The sequence below is a fragment of the Dyadobacter sp. CY356 genome, assembly GCF_021440195.1.
Classification (GTDB): Bacteria; Bacteroidota; Bacteroidia; order Cytophagales; family Spirosomataceae; genus Dyadobacter.
Map to the genome: position 1 here is coordinate 49,521 of NZ_JAJTSZ010000010.1, position 17,432 is coordinate 66,952.

Below are 17,432 nucleotides of genomic sequence, written 5' to 3' on the forward strand. Positions count from 1 at the left end.
AATAATTGAAACGATGAATAATAAACATATCATTTTAAAAAGTGCTTTTGTCTTTGTTTTAGCCGGATTGCTTACAGGCTGCTCGGACGATCTGGAAGACATTAATAAAAATCCAAATGAGGCCATTATTGCACAGCCTGATTATTTACTGGCCAATGCAATCAAGTCCAATGCGGACATAATCCTGGGATCGGATGCAAGTATGGAAACAACCACATTGTATGTGCAGCACTGGGCCAAAATCCAGTATACCGACCCGGATAAATACACGGCCAGTCTGACTAATATCCAGAATGTGTGGACTAATTTTTATTCACAGGGGCTTACTGATTTTGCGACCATTATCGAACTGGGAGAAAAGTCTGGCAATACCAACTATCAGGCTGTCGGTTTGATCCTTAAATCGTGGACTTTCCAGCTGTTAACAGATCTGTATGGTGATATTCCTTATTCTCAGGCAGGAAAAATCGAGCAGTATCTAACACCAAAATATGACGCGCAAAAAGATGTTTATATTGGTCTGCTTGCTGATTTAAAAAAGGCTGGTGAGCTGATCAACACAGCTTCAAACCCGATTGCTGGTGATCTGGTATACGGAGGGAATTTAACCAAATGGAAAAAGTTTGCCAGTTCGCTCAGGCTCAGGATTGCTTTAAGGATAGCTGACAAAGATCCTGCTACTGCAAAATCAGTGATCGCTGAATTAGCAGCTGATCCTTCACAGCTGATCGCGGGTAATGAGGAGATTGCACAGCTGGTTTATCTGAGTTCCCCGAATCAGAATCCTGTTTCAAAAGACCGCGAAACACGTGACGATTACCGCGTGAGTAAAGCCGTCATTGACAAACTTCTGGAATTAAAAGATCCACGTCTGGCTGTTTTTGCTAATAAAACCGTCGATACAACCCCTTTGGGTTATGTCGGTGTCACCAATGGTTTGCCAGCTGATTCCGCTGCAAAGCTCGGCTTTACAAAAACGTCAAAACTTGGTGATTACTTTACCGCCGCGAGCTCTCCAGCCGTATTTTTAAGTTATGCTGAGGTTTTATTTAATCTGGCAGAAGCGGCTCAAAGAGGTTTTATTTCTGAGAATGCGGCTGTTTTATATCAAAAAGCAGTCACGGCTTCTTTGCAGCAATTCAAGGTAGGCAGTGCCGATATCGCACTTTACCTGGCGCAGCCCGCTGTGGCCTATGATCCTTTAAATTATAAAAAATCAATTGGGGATCAAAAATGGCTCGCCTTATTTAGCCAGGGTCCGGAAGCTTACGCAGAATGGAGAAGACTGGATTATCCTCAGCTAAAACCTGCTTATGCTGGTGTGCTCGGGGGGAAGTTTCCTGTAAGATTAACCTATCCAACCGGCGAGCAGGCTTTAAACCTTGCAAACTACAAAGCTGCGGTAGCCAGCCAGGGTGAAGATAAATTAACGACCAAACTCTGGTTTGACGCGCAGTAATATGGCAATGCAGGGACGGGTTAGCACCGTCCTGTCATATTAAAAAATCTCAGGCACCAGCTTTTATTTAGTAAAATAAATAAAAACTGTTGGCTGAGATTTTTATTTGCGGATGTTTAATCCCGCAGCTTATTGAGGCGAATCGAAATAAAAATCGGACTGCTCTTCTGTCCAGTCGGTAGTAATTACATCCTTAATGGTCTGTCTGTATTGGTCCATAGATGCAGGTTTGGTGATGTAACCATTGGCTCCCAATATTTTAGACTGAGATACATGGTAATCAGTATTGGAAGTGGACAGCATGATCACAGAAACGGGCAATGACTGTTTACGTATTTCGGTCAGGCATTCCAATCCATTCATCAGGGGCATATTAATATCAAGAAAAACGATGTCAATATTTTGCAGCGTCGTCAGCAGTCTGATGGCTTCAACACCATCTTTGGCAACGTGCAGATTTATTGTAATTTGAAAGTCAGAGATAACTTCCTTGAAAACCAGAACATCCTCACTGTCATCTTCGGCCAGCAATATGTTGAGGGTCTGTAAACTGAATGATTGTGTGAAAATGTCCAAATGATGTTGAGCTAGATTGGCAGTAATAAAAGTACTAAAATTAAAACAAGTTCCGAAACTTAATCAGGATTTCAGCGGGATTGTTCCGTTAAAGGTTTTAGTCATGCACTGATGGTGGAACATATTTTGTATTGATCATTTAAACAAAAAAATATCGTCAACCCTGATCAGGCAAGTTCTGGTTTACAATGATCTGAATTATCAAAATGTCTATTTCTGTTTTAACTATTGTTAAATCCCGTCTGCCGGCCCTGGTTAATCTTTTGAAAGGCCTGGAATTGAATACCACTTTACCGCAGGAACTGGTTGTGGTGCATATGAATGAAAAGAAATCAGATCTGAAATCGGATCTGTTTGCTGTCCGCAGTTTTGAGCTTTGGTCTGATGTTGCATTACCACTGGCAGAAGCCCGTAATTTTGCCAGGCAAATGTCAGCTTCCGAGAATATGATCTTTATCGATGTTGACTGCGTCCCGGCTGGCAATCTTATCCGGATTTATTCGGAGTCCTTTTTAGCCAGCAATAAACTTTGGGCCGGACAGGTAAGGTATCTTAAAAAGTCTGCTACCCAAACGCCTGGTTTTTTAGAAAAACTCGATGCGTTAAGCACACCTGATCCTGTCAGAAGTAATATTGATCAGATGAGTTATGAATTGTTTTGGTCTTTAAACTTTGCCTGCAATAAAAAAACCTATGATCGTATTGGTGGATTTGATCTGGGTTTTCAGGGTTATGGGGCAGAGGATACAGACTTTTCATTTTCAGCCAGAGAGGCCGGTGTGCCAATAGAATCTTCCATGTCCGTGGTTTATCATCAGTATCATCCGAGTTATGATCCGCCTCTGAATCATTTTAAGGACATAGTAAAAAATGCACTGCGGTTTTATTCCAAATGGAAACACTGGCCGATGGGCGGATGGCTTAAAAAATTCGAAGCTTTGGAGCTGATTCGTTGGGAAGATGATAATATTACAATTCTCCGTTCACCCGACGAGCACGAAATTCAGCTGGCGCTCAAAGTCTGATTTGTACCGGTTTTTTTTCTTGTGAAAAGCATATCCCACTGACAGAAAAGATGCTTCGCAATCAGTGATAAAGCATCAGGATCGATCACACCTTCCCAGCAATTGTCAGGAAGATTTTGTGCTTTTAGAATTAAATCCTGCCAATCATACGTTGAAAGATTTTCGTGGGAAACGACAATGGCCATATTGTGGGCTTTTAGTAAAGCGCCTTTACAGATCTGTTCTTCAAAGGGCCGCTCTTCGGTGATGCAGATAAACTTTTTGTTTAATTCTGCCATTTCCATCACCGTATTATGACCAGCGTTTCCAATCACAACATCAGCCTCAGCCAGCAAGCTGACCGGATTTTCTATCAACCCATGAAAATACAGATTTTTTGGTAAAGAATCGTGTTCATGTTCGGTTAGATTTCCAAGAACATCAATCGCTTTTTGCGGACATTGTGAAGCAAGTTCGATTAAAAATGAAAGGTCTATCGAGGTTCCTCCGGCCCCTGTAATAACAGCGATCTTACCTGTTGACCTTTTTGACGAAGGTATTGTAAAACCTGAAAAACGAGAAAATCCGCCGGAAAAAAATGTCTTCTCGTTTACCCAGTCATTGGATGGCTGATCCATTAGCTTCTGCGGTCCGGGTGATATAAGCAGCTGTGCACCCTGATAAGCATGCACATGCGCTAAATCATCTCTTTTTCCATTTTGTCTGATAACCACAGTAGGTATGCCGCAGAGCGCAGCCAGCATCGCTATTTCCACAGATACATCAACAATCAGCAGGGCTGGATATGATAATCTTAATGCCCTGATGATTAGCTCGTTGCGTTCAGGTATGGTCTGAACGTTTAATGGTGCGTAATGAATAAAATCCAGCCCGCGTGTTTGGGCATATAGATCCGACTGGGCAATAGTATCCTTTGGTAAGTGCATACAATTGATATCTGCCGGAATTATTTGCCTGAAACGTTTTAAGTCCGTACCAAGAAAGGTTACATGAGCATCCTTCAACTGCCTGGCGATGGCGATTGAACGCATCAGATGGCCCGATCCATGGTGATGGATATAAAATGCGAAGTTAGTTTTCACTGGAAGTCAATTTAACTGAATTTGTATTTTCGACCAGTTGTTCAAATAATTCCTCATAGCGATCAGTCATTATCTCAACATCCAGATATTTTTCGGCCCTGTCACGACAATCCTTTCTGTTTAATTTAGCAGCCAAAAGGATTTTTTCAGCAAGGTCTTCGATGTCATTACCCATTGAAAGGCAACCTGTTTTCTCACATACCAATGTAGGCAAAGCTCCACGTGCTATGCCGGCAACCGGCGTTCCGCATGCCAGAGATTCTGCCACCACCAGGCCAAATGGCTCTTCCCAGCACGGTGTTATCAAACTAAGTTCAGCATTACCAATCAGCTCATTGAGCATATTGTGATCGCAGTGCCCCACAAATTCAATTGATTCATCAAACAGCGGGACAATGTGTTCGCGGTAATAAAACTCATCGCTGATAGCACCTGCTATTTTCATTTTTTTTCCGGCGAGCTTCACAGCCTGAATGGCCAGGTGAAGGCCTTTGTCGGGATGGATCCGGCCAAACCACATCACATATTCCTTATTGTTTTCAGGATAATATTTCCAGTGTTCCAGATCAACGCCATTTGGGATTACCCCGCAATCAGGCGCATAGGCTTTCCAGTTGTCGGCATTGGTAGCAGATACGGATATGTATTTTATTTTTTTGTAACTCTGCTCCTGGCGAATGGCGTTTTTCAGCTCAAAGATCGGTGGTGTGTGCAGCACCGTGACCATAGGAGCCGATACCAGTGCTGCCATCATGATGGGCACGTAGTTCAGACTGTTATTGAAAATGATATCCAGTTCGTCATTATCAATCTGCTGCATCAGTTCAACGTACGCATGATGGGTGGCTACAAACTCCATGCAAAGCTCCCTGGAAGTAAACTCTGATGATACAATAGGGTTGTGGTCCTGCTCGGATAAAATGGGACGGACATTTAGAATCGGATCTGAGGCAGCACATGCATAAAGCAATACATCATGACCTCTTGCAAGAAGTCGTTGGCAAATATCATAGGTAAATGCTTCCAGTCCGCCCTGGAAAGGCTTTGAAATAGGGTATTTCAAATGTGCAATAATTCCAATTTTCATAACAGATCGAGTAAAGGTTTGTTGATGGCAAGTAAGATTAAGTTTTAAGTGTGGAATGTTGTAGTCTTGTAACGTATAGTAAAAAATTGTACCTCAGAGTTTACCCGGTTTTTGTATTTCTGTGTTTATTAGTACTGATTCAATAAGTAAAGCAAAGTCTGTTTAAACCGATACCCAGGTTAAACAGACTTTGCTTTACGAAGCCGAGGTCTTATATGTTGAAACGGAGGCAGGATTAAGTATCCCGTTTTTCTTGAAATATAAACTGTGATATTTGGGAAGCGCATCAGTACAGTGATCGGTAACAACGATCAGTCACTGTCGGGTGGAGATTTTAACGTTTTGCAGCCAGTCTTTTCCGGATACGGCTAAGCGAGGGAGCTTTGACACCTACATAGCCGGCGATATAATATTGCGGGATTCTTTGAACAAGGTCAGGATATTCAGATAGAAATTTCAGATACCGGTTATCCGGTGTGTCGGTGTATAGGGAGACCACCTGGCCAATTACATTGACAAAAACGTATTCAATGGCCAGGCGGCCAAACTTTTCACCGTTTGTTACCTGGCGATAAAACTGCTGGATCCCTTCCGAACTGATTTGATAAACGACCGTATCTTCCAGTGCCTGTATATTGACTGTGGATGGGACTTGTGGTAAAAAACTTATATAATCACAAACAAATTCACCTTCTTTATTAAAATAATGCGTTTGTTCTACACCATCATTGTTGGTATAATACCTGACCAGGCCACGCTCAATAAAGATAATATTTCTGCAAACTTCGCCTGCCGAAAGAAGATGCCCGCCTTTTTTTAGCAACTTTTTATGAAACAGACTTTCAATAACGAGAATATCTTTCTCTGTTGTTTCAATCTGATCTTTAATTGTTTTAATCAAAAGCTCCATAAAATTAAACCAGTTACTCAGGCAACTCTTCAACATTTAAATTTGTGCGCTTCAAGATAATACATTGAAAAAGTAGTTTCCTAATTTCCACAGATTATCACGCTTAAAATCAATAAAAGCATGGCGGCAGTTAAAAATGCAGCTCTGTAATTTATCACACTTTCCCAGCGGATTTGCAGCGCCCGGATATTATCCGGATAACTGTTTTTTACCGCAGCTTCTGACATCATTTGATTAACAGGCTTTGCAACATTCATGTATATGTTAAGATGAGATAACAGCATGAAAAGGGCTGCACAAAGTAAACCCAATGTATATACGTTTACAAAATTGATGATAGCACAAATCAATGTGGTCACGATGCTGGTAATTCCAAAGGCCGGCATGCGTTTATCTGCAACCAAATGTGTGTGTCCGATTAGGTCAATCAGTGAACTGTCTTTACTTAAAGCAGTGGCTTTTCTGACCACAACCGCATGAAACATATCTGTTCCATAGATCACACCTGTACTTAAAATTGCGATCGTCAGTAGTATCTGACTTATAATGGCAGTATTCATATTAGTTGTTTTTTGATTGGTGGAGAAGGCCGTAAAACAAAAGAAAGCTGGTGGTGGCCATGACCAGGGCGGTTATACCATGGATCAGCAAATGAGCGGCATCGCTGCTTCCATTGTAAAATAAAATGATCAGAAAATCAAAAGCCGGAACGACAATTGAGGCGGTAAAAACCCATGCAACGGCCTTACGCATCCGCATCCATAGAAGCGGTAAAAGTACAATGCCCGAAAAAATATCGCGGATACCTTTGATTTGTCCATAAGCAACATCGCTGTTATTTTCAAAAGCAATGCCATATCCCAACGCTCCGGTTTGCGGGTGGATTATGAAACGAATTCCAATGAAGATTATGGCCGATGCCAAAAGAAGCACACTCCAAAACGACACTGATTTTATTCCCCAGGAATGCTGACTGATCTGTGTTTTCATATTTTCTAGATTTTTGATATGCAAAAATCCTATATAAAAAACTGCGAATCGTTCACCTGGGTTAATAAATGATTCCTGGCAGAAAGAAGTGTTGTAATTTGATTTGTTCCACCAGCCTTTCAATGAATGCCTTACATTGCCGGGCTGAAATAATCGTGTTAAATCCTTCTAACCCGAACCACATTAAAAGCACGTATAATGAAGGAATTTAATTTTAAATGATATTTTTTTAATATTTATTTTGACGAAGAAATACCTGGAAATACTGTTTTTAATGCGGTCAGGAAACAATTTGCAATTAAAAACCAGTAAATGAAACTACCCGATCATTTTTAATTTGAAATAAATATGTCACCGTGGCAAGGTTTTTAACCTACAAAAAGATATTAGCCACAGGATTTTATTGCATCTATTGTTTCCCCGATGTGACCAAAAACCAGAATTCCATTTTTGAAGATTGATTTAATACAAAATTACAAATCCCGTTTATTAGCGATGATACAACCTAAACCCATCTTAATTATTGTGTTATGCTTTGTTTTTGCCTTCGGCTGCCAGAGCAATCAACAGGAACGGGAGCAGCTACTGGTCCAGCGGGAACTGGCGATATCAAAAAGGGAAAAGGATTTCGCTCTAAAACAGGCAGATTATAATGCACTGATAAGATTAAGAGATAGCTTGCTCGTCAAAAAAGATACGGTAATGATTAAGAGCTGGCCTGAATCTTTGCACGGGCTTTGGAGCAGCCGGTCGGTATGCCGCGAATCCAATTGCAGCGAATATGTCATTGGCGATCAGCGGGCCAATCAGTGGGAATTTGTAAGTGATTCATCGGGGCTTTTTACCCGTGTTTCAGATAAAGACGGAACCCTGGTTCGTATCTATTCGGCCAGCTATGACAGCACGGGTATAAAACTGCATTTTTCCAGCGATTCATCTGCCGCCAAAAATCTGGCCATCCATGTGGATCTTGGCCAGGCCAATGCGGACTTATTAAAAGGTATGCAAACGATTCAGGTTAACAAGGCCTGTACTGCAAAATTTTCTGTTGAACTTACCCGCGCTACCAAACGCTGATTTATGCTGCCACTTAATATTCATATCAGCACTTTACCGATTGAAGATCCGGTATTAAAGTTTCTGCTCGAACTTATCATTATTTTGAGCGCGCCTCTTTTACTCAATAAAATTAAAGTCCCTCATTTGCTTGGACTACTGATTGCCGGTGCGGTAGTAGGCCCGAACGGGCTGAATCTTCTGGCAAGAGATAGCAGCGTAGTTGTTACCGGTACAACCGGGCTGCTTTATATCATGTTTCTGGCAGGACTGGAAATTGATATGGGCGATTTTAAAAGAAATAAGTGGAAGAGCATAACCTTTACGGCTTATACATTTGCAGCACCTTTCATCCTGGGATTTATAGGAGGTTATTACATCCTGCACTTTTCGTTGCTAACCTCTGTGCTTTTTGCAAGTCTTTTTTCGTCTCATACGCTGATTGCCTATCCGATGATCAGCAAACTGGGAATATCCAAAAATCTTTCGGTAAACATCACCGTTGGCGGCACTATGCTCACCGATGTACTTTCCCTTCTTGTACTGGCAGTGGTCGTTGGTATGACGCAGGGAGAAGTCAATAGTGCTTTCTGGATACGCCTGACTTTATCTGTGCTTGCATTTGGAGCAACTGTTCTTTTTGTTTTTCCCTTGATCGGCCGTTGGTTTTTCAAAAAAGTAGATGACAAGATCTCGCAGTATATTTTTGTTTTGGTGATGATTTACATGGCATCTGTACTGGCAGAACTTGCCGGTATTGAAGCGATTATTGGCGCTTTTTTTGCAGGACTGGCTCTGAACAAGCTGATTCCGCACGCCTCTTCGATGATGAACCGTGTTGAATTTATTGGTAATGCCATTTTCATTCCATTCTTTTTGATCAGCGTTGGGATGCTTATAGACTTTAAAGTTTTTTTCAAAAGCCTTGAAACTTTGGGTGTGGCGGCGGTTATGCTGGTAGCTTCCATTGGAGGTAAATACTTGGGGGCCATTGCGACGCAGAAAACTTTCCGGCTGACCAAAGACGAAGGAAGTCTTATTTTCGGGTTAAGTTCGGCCTCTGCGGCTGCTACGCTTGCTTCGGTGATGGTCGGATACAACATCATTGTTTCAGAAACTGCCGAAGGTGAAGCGGTAAGGCTGCTGAGCGAACATGTTTTAAATGGCAGTATCCTGCTCATTTTGATATCCTGCACCATTTCTTCTTTTGTATCCATGGCAAGCGGACAGCGGATTGCAGAAAGTGAGCAGGAAGATACGGCCTCAGGGATAAACCGGGAACAGGAGAACCTATTGATTGCAGTTAATTATGAAGAAACGGTAGAAAAACTTGTCAATCTGGGGCTTTTGATCAAAGCGGCACACAACAACAACCGGCTGTTTGCACTAAATGTGATCAACAGCGAAAAAAATGAATCATCTGTAAGGAATGCAAAAAAGACACTACATATCGCTGTGGACACGGCTGCGGCAGCAGATGTGAACATTCAACCGCTAACACGCTATGATAACGATGTGGCGACCGGTATCGGTAATGTCATTAAAGAACAGGAGATTACTGATCTGTTAATTGCCTTGCAGCCTGACCAGGGCCTGACACCTTCTTTTGTTCATAACTTATACAATGGATACCTTCAGAATGATCAGGTTAATACGATCATCTATCATGCGGCTCAGCCTATTGCAACTGTAAAGCGATATATCATTTTAATACCGGCAAATGCAGAAAAGGAGGCAGGGTTTTTCAGTGCGCTTCTCAGGGTATGGAATATTGCACGGAATTCAGGTGCTCAGATGAGTTTTTATGCCGATGAAACCATTATTGATATCCTGCAAAAGGTTGTTAAAAAATCAAGTATTGAATTATCGCTTCATCCGGTCGTATCATGGCAGGATGCTGAACTGGCTGCCAAAAATATGCCGAAGAATGAGGGCCTGATTATATTGATGGCCAGGCGGGGGATGATTTCCTACTCTGCTGAAATGGGCACAACTCCCGGTTTTTTAAACCAGTATGTTACACAAAACAACTTTATTCTGATCTTCCCTTACTGTCTGACTATCGAATCAGATCAGGAGAAAAGATCAGTCAGCAATCATGATGATTTTGTTGAAATAGGGCAGCTGATCAGCAGAATTTTTTCCCGTTAGACTATTCAACATAGGTATCCCAGATGAATTCATTCAGGCTTTTAAAATAAGATAACGAATCGTTCAGATCTCTGGGTTTGGTTATATAAGCGTTGGCCTGACGCTGGTAACAGGCCTTGATATCATCCTGATGTGCGGAGTTACTGAAAATAATGATGGGAACCGTAGACAGGTTATTATCTCTTAAAAATTTTCTGATTTTTGCGAGCAGTTCCAGTCCTTGCTCTCTGTTTGGGATACACATATCCATCAGGATGAGTTGTGGTTGCCTTGCCATCTGGTGCCATTCGTTTTCAAGAAATCTTAGTGTGCTCTCACTATCCTTCATTCTTGTGATGGCGGCATAGGGCATACTTTGACGTAATGCAGCGCGCATAAGCTCCCAATGCTCGGGATGATCTTCAATGACAAGAATTGACTTTGTCCTGGCTTTTTTTAATGGCAATTCGATCAGAGAGGAAGGGTAATTATTTAAGAAACACACATTGACCGACTCGGCCATATGCGTGTAGTCAATAATTGAGACTGGCTTTTTCAGGTAGGCATTAACACCGATTTTGTATGCATTTTTTACATGCCTTGGATCAGTTGAAGTAGAAAACATGATGACTGGTATGTACTCGTTATCCGGATCAGACCTGATCCTGGCAAGCGTTTCCATACCATTCATGCGAGGCATATTGATATCAAGCATGATCAGGAAAGGCTCTGAGCTATTGGCCCTGAGTTTTAATAAATCAATTAAATCCTGGCCGTCAAGTACTTCAATAATTTCTACCTTATCAATCACATTTTCTAGTGCTTCCCGAGCCAGCATCCGGTCATCATCGTCATCATCTACAATGTAGATCGTCTTCCCGCTATTCATACCCGTCGAAGTAAAATGTGTCCATGGCCCGGAGAATTCCGGGTTTATATGCAGCAAAGATGCAATAAGACCTAATGTAAGGTAAGTCTTTTTTCTTGCAATAAAGTTAAAAGTATTCCTATTGATCCTATCGCTTGCTTCTTAATCCTGTTTTACCTGACCCGAACTTTGAAAATTGTTTGGTGCAGCGCATTTTGTCCAATATTCCATAATCACTTTTATGGTATCCAGCATATCTTCAAATGATGTTTGTTTCACAAAAAAACCTTGTGCGGAAGTACTGTAAGCATCAATAACGATCTGCTGGTTTAAGGCTGTCGAGAAGAAAAGATAGGGGATACATTTTAGTTTTAATTCTGCATCAGTGTGCAATTTATTTCTGAGCTCCATCCCGTTAAGTTTGGGAAGATTAATGTCAGAAAGTATTATAAAAGGTGATGAACTCTCCTCGTGAAGGTAATCCAGGGCTGCCACGCCATCAGGGAAATATTTTCTTTTATTTGGGTAGTTAAGTACAGTGAAAACCTCTTCTAAAAGAAATTGATCATCCTCATCATCTTCAATGATTATTATTTCTCCGTTTTTATTCATCGGTTTGTAACGTTCGGTTTCAAATTTTTTATAAAATAATCAAGCCACAACGGGGTTTGATTATGTCTCTGACCGATTAATTTATTAAACGTAATTTTTACTCCTGTAAAATCCGGTAGTTTCGATAGGACGCAGCGTTTTATTTATTTGATTAAAACCGAAGTTTATGACTTTCAATCGTGTTCAATTTGGATGGTTTGGTGTTTCGCTCATGCTTCTATTGGGGATTTTACTTCTTTTTGCTGACTACATGTTATATAAAGATGCTGCCTCAGATGACCAGATAGCGCGCAGTAGTCCTGTGGTTTGCATGAAAATTATTGACAGAATCAAAGGGATGGGAACACTTAAAAACCCTGATAAAATTGATGCGGTGTACAAGGGTAAAATCTACAAACTTTCAATCGGCAGAAAGTCTTTCCGAAGTCTTGCAGGAGTGGACAGCGTTGCTGTCTCATTTGATAAGGCAACTGACAGGGCTGTTATGCCAGCATCCGGGCGCGTCCGTCATCTGGCATTTATGTTTGTGATGATTGCAGGGGTAGGAATCATGGTGATCTGGGGAAGTATAACAGAATACATCAGGCTAATAAAATCCTCGCGCAAAAGCCATTCATATAACTGAGACCACTGATTTAGAACGTAATCTCGTGAAAAGCCAGAAATCATTTTCCGGAAAAAATCCGGAAAATGATTCTGACTGAATTTGTCTGCATTAAAATTGCTAAAATATATTTATTCAATTTCCATTGCTGTCACTTTCCCTTCCTTAATGGTGTAGGTATGAACGACATGGCTGTCGCTGAGCAGCTGACCATTTAGATCCTTTATAACCTGATGAATATCTACCGCAATCCGCCCGTCAGGTTTTATTTGAAAGGAGACTGGCATCACCTTCGGATCAATCTCACTCCACTGGCGCAGCCAATATGCCCTGACATCATCAAGCCCCTGCATATAACCTCCTTCCCATCCGTTGGGCCATTTTACATTGGTATGAAAAAGTGCAAGTACCGCATCAATATTTCTGTCATTAAAATCCTGATAGAGGCCGGTAAGGTTTTTTTCAAAGTCCATATTTACAAATCGTTAAGAATAATGAATAGATCGAACAAAACTAAACATGATCTATGTCGTTGCACGTCAGCATGTCTTGAGAATATGTAGGAACATCTTGAGAACCGCTCAACGGATGGAAATATTAATCGATGCTGATACTGTCAATTGCTTTTTTCATTGCATGTTCTTTTATCCCTGTTAGTTTTACACCCTCAGCCCGGAAGACCGAAAGATCTGTCATACCCAGCGAGCCAAGGAAATTTTTTAGATAAGGGGCAACAAAATCATTAGCCTTTCCGGGACCCTCTGAAAAAATACCTCCTGAGGACATCGCCACATAAACTTTTTTTCCTGTCACTTTCCCGACCGGGCCGTTTTCTCCATACCCAAACGTAATCCCCGCCCTTGTAATATGATCGATCCAGGCCTTTAAAGATGATGGAATCGTAAAATTGTAGAGCGGGGCGCCCACAACGATAATATCCGATTCCAATAGTTGTCTGACAAGTTCATCTGAGATACGTATGGCTTCTTTTTGCTCGGTGGTCAGCTGGTCAGCTGGGATAAAAAATGTCGGGAGCACACCAGGGCTAAGATGCGGAATTTCATTATCTGCCAGATTCAGTTCTTCAACGGTACTGCCAGGATATTTATCCTGGATTTTTTCAATAATGGCATGACCGAGTTTGATGCTGTAAGATTGGTTTCCTTGCAGACTTGAAATTAAATGAAGGATGCGTTTCATAAAAAAGTTAAATTTTAATTGGATATAATTTTAAGATTTCCGGGGTAACACACCATGTATTTACCGCGCTCTATTGAGCCTTGAAAACGATACTTTTTTGCTTCGGTTGTGCTTTTCTGCACCTAGATAATCATAGACAAATGTATGATTACCAGGTGATCAAAGGTTAGTACTTTCCCAAAGGAAAGCGGTTACTTTTGGGTAAGTGCTTATCTTTGCAGCCATGAAAAATGAAGTAAATGACACTTTCCCGGGCATCGCAGAATGCGCGGGATCTTTGAAAAATGTAATTGATGCGCTTTACGTGCTTAACGGAAAATGGAAGCTTCCTTTGATCCTGAGTCTGGTGCAGTCCTCAAAGCGATTTAACGAGATCCAGAATGAGGTCGTAGGTATATCTTCCAAGATACTGGCGAAGGAATTAAAACATTTGGAACTGAATGATTTTATTACGCGCACGGTATACCCGACTACCCCTGTTACTATTATTTATCAGGCAACTGATTACAGCCGGACTTTACAAAATGTAATGAGAGAATTAAGTGCCTGGGGTGGGCAGCACCGTGAAAAGGTTAAGCAAAGTATGCGGGTGCACTAAACCGATTACCGGCTATATTAATAAATGTTAAATTATATTTTATCTTTATTTAACTTAATTGCAAAATGATTTTAGTATTATTGAAAATCGTTGGTTGACCAGGTTTTTTATTGCTCTTTGGACAATCTAAATTAAGCTCGAACAACAGCCGGACCGCATTACTTTAAATCATTTAACTTTTTGATTTTTATAACAATTAATTTTTAAAAGATGAAAACAAAGTTCCTATCAATGATTATTGTTGCCGTTTGCATCTTTTCTGTTGCGGCGCAACGGATAACTGCCAACGACATTTTGGGTACCTGGGCATATAAGATTTCGGACGTTCCACCGGAATATGAAACAGGCTTTTTTGTCTTTGAAGAAAAAGATGGTAAAACAGTAGGATATACTGGTCAGTCGGAAAAGCAACAAATGAAAAACCTGGTTATTGATCAGGGAAAAGTGACATTTTCAACGGATTTTGACGGCGGTTCAATTAAATATACATTGAATCAAAAAGGTGATTCGCTGACTGGCGCGGTTTCAACACAGTATGGTGACTTTGCAGTGAATGCAGTAAAGGAAAAGAAATAGGGATTGGTTGTCAAAACCGGAAAATACGGTTAAAAATCTTTTTGTAGTTCTATAAAAAAAACCGTTGCGGAATTATTCCTGCAACGGTTTTTTTTGACACTAATAGCTTTACATGAAGTGGACTGAGGGAACTCTGACCGCAAAAACATAAATCATTCCGGTCATATAGTCTTGATTTAATTAATCGTTTACATAATTATCAACGCCCCGGCTGAGACTAATAAAAGCGATACCAATGCTGAAATGACAACGATAAGCGCAGGTTTCTGCTGCTCTGCATCAAGAAAAGATGCAAAGACAGTTACATTGGTGGCAACGGGAAAAAGTGAAACCAGAAAAAGCATTTTGTAATCGTCATCTTCCAGGCTATTAAACAATGTATATTCAGCAAATATTAAAATCCCGATAATTATCATGGCGGCAAATGTTCTAACACCGATCAGTTTGAGGTAATAGGGCAGTTTAATTTCTTTCAAATCTACATCAGCCAATTGAAAGCCCACGATGAGCATACCCGCGCAGGACACAGCCAGACTGATAAATTTTAATACACCTTCAATGGCTTCGGGCGTCTGCATACCTGCTGATTTTGCAATCAGTCCTGCTACAAAAACGTAGAGGAAAGGTATTTTCATCACCTGTTTAAATGCTTCTTTGGTATCAAATTTGGTTTTGGCTACCTGAAAATAACCGATCGTATCGCCATAAAGTGCTGAGCCCAGATATATACAGATCAGCGTACTGACTTTATCTTCCCCAAACAGTGCCGTTACAGTAGGAATACCAAAAAAAGCGATATTGAAAAATGAAAAAGATGCACTGAGCAGCAAAGGATCAAAGTCAGGAGCGAGGCGTTTTTGCGTAAGTTTTGCAACCGGAACCATACTCAATGCCAGAATCAATGTAAAAACAGGTAATACATAAAGTTTCTCCGCTTCGGCATCCAGCATATTGAAAAAAACCAGAATAGGCAGCAGAAATTTAATCAGCGGTGTGCTGATGTATTCTGGTTTGATATTAAACTTTCTTTTCAAAAAATATCCCGCAGGAATCAGTGCCAGAATTGGCAGTAGTTCAGCGTATAACTTAAAGAGTATTTTCACTAAGAATATTATTGATAAGGTGGTGGCTTAAATTGCCAATCGTTTTTACGTTGAACCAAACCGCATTGACATCAAGAAGCAATCCGTTGGCCAGGTGACCAAGCGCATAAAAATTTGGTACAGATTTTCCTTGCTGAATAAGCTGCATGGTTTCTGTATTAATTTTAACTCCACCGGTCTTTTCAGGTTCGATCAGCCCCGTTTTGGCCAAATGCTGCACCAGTTCGGATTTCATGTCCTTAACAGCTGATGCCGGTCCGGTTGCATTGATTAGATATTCAACCTTGTCAGATTTATCCTGATAGGAGAGTACAAATGTCTTATCTTCCTGATCATAAGCTACATCGTCAAGTTCTGAAACGACATGCAGCTGACCACTGTTAAATAATTTTTCAATACGCAGCGCATTTACCATTGGCATACAATGGCGGTTGACTGCCCAGTAATTTCCAAGCCATTTTTTAAATTTCAGCCTTGCGGCCTCATCCAGCATATTCCACATCGGAGAGCTGTCATATCTTAACGCGTAGGGGATGTTGATCAGCGCATCGCCGCCCGCCTGTGAAATGGCAATGTCTTCTTTCAAACGTTCATGCGGGGTCTTATCCAGGCGGGCTGCGTTTTTCCAGTCAATTTTTTCCCCGGTAAAGTGCTCCGCTTCTTTGATAAATAGCCGAAAGACTTCGCTAACCATTGGACTGCGTAATTTAGTGCGCTGGATTTTATGAAGGTTGCTTATGGTCAGATACTGACGTTCATAAGCCTCTGGTTTTTCCACCTGCACTTTGGGAAGTAATCCATCCAGCGAATAAAAAGTGATCTTTCCTTTATGGCCATTGTCTGCAAGGGTCATCAGCGCATCAATAGCACTGAGACTCGAACCAAGTATGGCAACAGGTTCTTCTCGCGGTACATTTTCGAGTATTTTGGAAGATGGCCAGGGTGAATCAAAGTAATTTTTATGTTCAAGAAGCTCGCCATACAGGTTGGAAACAGGTGTTCCCAAAGCCAGAACGAGGTAGTCACTGCTTATTTCATTTCCATCCGAAAGCTGTACTTTATAAGAATTATTCAACTGGGTCACGCCAACGGCACTCGCCTTGACAAGATTCAGTTGCATTCCTTCTTTTTGAGCCAGCTCAAAATAATAATCGAACTGCTCCTGAAGGTAATCGCCGTAAAGCCTACGGGTAGTAAAGGCCTCACCCTGTCCCTGGTTATCCACCACCTCAGGCGCCACACGCTTGTTATGTTCTTTCAGCCAGTCACTAAAATGTTCCGGTTCAGCATGATGAATACCCATGAGCTGAGCTTGTGTATTAAGTATATGGCCGGGTTGCCTGGTGCCAAAAGCAAGCCCTTTGCCAACCTGCTGATTTTCTTCAATAATGTGGATAGAAACGTCCTGATGGATGCCTGCAATGCGTAGCTGAAGAAATAATTCAATAAATAGGGAGATCCCGCAGGCGCCTCCACCGATGATGGTAATGTTTGTTGACTTCACGTTTTTGGAGATGAGTGTTTATTTTAGTGTAGATTATTTTAAATAATCATGC

At 41.2% G+C, this 17,432-nt stretch carries 19 protein-coding genes; 7 read left to right on the forward strand and 12 right to left on the reverse strand.

Annotation, left to right across the window (positions count from 1 at the left end):
• Positions 1-13: 13 nt before the first annotated feature.
• Positions 14-1,459, forward strand: a complete 1,446-nt coding sequence (locus LXL81_RS25260; protein ID WP_234650162.1) for a SusD/RagB family nutrient-binding outer membrane lipoprotein — start codon at positions 14-16, stop codon at positions 1,457-1,459.
• 129 nt (positions 1,460-1,588) lie between these two features.
• On the opposite strand, the gene LXL81_RS25265 is transcribed toward LXL81_RS25260, so the two are convergent.
• Positions 1,589-2,035, reverse strand: a complete 447-nt coding sequence (locus LXL81_RS25265; RefSeq protein ID WP_234650165.1) for a response regulator — start codon at positions 2,033-2,035, stop codon at positions 1,589-1,591.
• A gap of 206 nt (positions 2,036-2,241) precedes the next feature.
• Between LXL81_RS25265 and LXL81_RS25270 the strand changes: the two genes are divergently transcribed.
• Positions 2,242-3,060 (forward strand): glycosyltransferase family 2 protein, encoded by an 819-nt coding sequence (locus LXL81_RS25270; protein ID WP_234650167.1) that lies wholly within the window; start codon positions 2,242-2,244, stop codon positions 3,058-3,060.
• On the opposite strand, the gene LXL81_RS29195 is transcribed toward LXL81_RS25270, so the two are convergent.
• The 5 genes from LXL81_RS29195 to LXL81_RS25295 form a co-directional block, all read right to left on the reverse strand.
• Complete coding sequence (locus tag LXL81_RS29195) at positions 3,039-4,142, reverse strand: glycosyltransferase (protein WP_234650169.1); 1,104 nt, start codon at positions 4,140-4,142, stop codon at positions 3,039-3,041. The two genes, LXL81_RS25270 and LXL81_RS29195, sit on opposite strands and share 22 nt — an antisense overlap.
• Entirely contained in the window at positions 4,132-5,229 is a 1,098-nt protein-coding gene (locus LXL81_RS25280; protein WP_234650171.1) for a glycosyltransferase family 4 protein, read from the reverse strand. Before LXL81_RS25280 ends, LXL81_RS29195 begins: the two co-directional genes overlap by 11 nt.
• 334 nt (positions 5,230-5,563) lie before the next feature.
• Entirely contained in the window at positions 5,564-6,139 is a 576-nt protein-coding gene (locus LXL81_RS25285) for a Crp/Fnr family transcriptional regulator (RefSeq protein WP_234650173.1), read from the reverse strand.
• Between the two features lie 80 nt (positions 6,140-6,219).
• Positions 6,220-6,699, reverse strand: a complete 480-nt coding sequence (locus tag LXL81_RS25290) for a DUF1772 domain-containing protein (RefSeq protein WP_234650174.1) — start codon at positions 6,697-6,699, stop codon at positions 6,220-6,222.
• Between the two features lies 1 nt (position 6,700).
• The gene (locus LXL81_RS25295; RefSeq protein ID WP_234650177.1) at positions 6,701-7,129 is read right to left on the reverse strand and encodes a DUF4267 domain-containing protein; all 429 of its coding nucleotides are present in this window, start codon (positions 7,127-7,129) and stop codon (positions 6,701-6,703) included.
• 495 nt (positions 7,130-7,624) lie between these two features.
• On the opposite strand from LXL81_RS25295, the gene LXL81_RS25300 reads away from it, so the two are divergent.
• On the forward strand, positions 7,625-8,206 hold the full coding sequence (locus tag LXL81_RS25300) for a hypothetical protein (RefSeq protein WP_234650178.1): 582 nt from the start codon (positions 7,625-7,627) through the stop codon (positions 8,204-8,206).
• A 3-nt stretch (positions 8,207-8,209) separates the two neighbouring features.
• Positions 8,210-10,336, forward strand: a complete 2,127-nt coding sequence (locus LXL81_RS25305) for a cation:proton antiporter (RefSeq protein WP_234650180.1) — start codon at positions 8,210-8,212, stop codon at positions 10,334-10,336.
• 1 nt (position 10,337) lies between these two features.
• Here the strand turns inward: LXL81_RS25305 and LXL81_RS25310 are convergent, their stop codons facing one another.
• Entirely contained in the window at positions 10,338-11,204 is an 867-nt protein-coding gene (locus LXL81_RS25310) for a response regulator (protein ID WP_234650182.1), read from the reverse strand.
• A 141-nt stretch (positions 11,205-11,345) separates the two neighbouring features.
• Positions 11,346-11,795, reverse strand: a complete 450-nt coding sequence (locus tag LXL81_RS25315) for a response regulator (protein ID WP_234650183.1) — start codon at positions 11,793-11,795, stop codon at positions 11,346-11,348.
• 166 nt (positions 11,796-11,961) lie between these two features.
• Here LXL81_RS25315 and LXL81_RS25320 point away from each other — a divergent pair, with 166 nt between their 5' ends.
• A complete protein-coding gene (locus LXL81_RS25320) occupies positions 11,962-12,420 on the forward strand; it encodes a hypothetical protein (protein ID WP_234650186.1) in 459 nt (152 codons plus the stop codon).
• 110 nt (positions 12,421-12,530) lie between these two features.
• Here LXL81_RS25320 and LXL81_RS25325 read toward each other — a convergent pair whose 3' ends face one another.
• Both LXL81_RS25325 and LXL81_RS25330 read right to left on the reverse strand, forming a co-directional pair.
• Complete coding sequence (locus tag LXL81_RS25325) at positions 12,531-12,872, reverse strand: nuclear transport factor 2 family protein (protein WP_234650189.1); 342 nt, start codon at positions 12,870-12,872, stop codon at positions 12,531-12,533.
• A gap of 124 nt (positions 12,873-12,996) precedes the next feature.
• The gene (locus LXL81_RS25330; protein WP_234650191.1) at positions 12,997-13,599 is read right to left on the reverse strand and encodes an FMN-dependent NADH-azoreductase; all 603 of its coding nucleotides are present in this window, start codon (positions 13,597-13,599) and stop codon (positions 12,997-12,999) included.
• Positions 13,600-13,822: 223 nt separating this feature from the next.
• Between LXL81_RS25330 and LXL81_RS25335 the strand changes: the two genes are divergently transcribed.
• Positions 13,823-14,197, forward strand: a complete 375-nt coding sequence (locus LXL81_RS25335; protein WP_234650193.1) for a helix-turn-helix domain-containing protein — start codon at positions 13,823-13,825, stop codon at positions 14,195-14,197.
• Between the two features lie 210 nt (positions 14,198-14,407).
• Positions 14,408-14,773: a hypothetical protein gene (locus LXL81_RS25340; protein ID WP_234650195.1), complete on the forward strand. Its 366-nt coding sequence runs from the start codon at positions 14,408-14,410 to the stop codon at positions 14,771-14,773.
• Between the two features lie 188 nt (positions 14,774-14,961).
• Here LXL81_RS25340 and LXL81_RS25345 read toward each other — a convergent pair whose 3' ends face one another.
• Entirely contained in the window at positions 14,962-15,876 is a 915-nt protein-coding gene (locus LXL81_RS25345; protein ID WP_234650197.1) for an AEC family transporter, read from the reverse strand.
• Positions 15,860-17,380, reverse strand: coding sequence for an FAD/NAD(P)-binding protein (locus LXL81_RS25350; protein WP_234650199.1), 1,521 nt, complete (start codon positions 17,378-17,380; stop codon positions 15,860-15,862). Before LXL81_RS25350 ends, LXL81_RS25345 begins: the two co-directional genes overlap by 17 nt.
• Positions 17,381-17,432 lie beyond the last annotated feature (52 nt).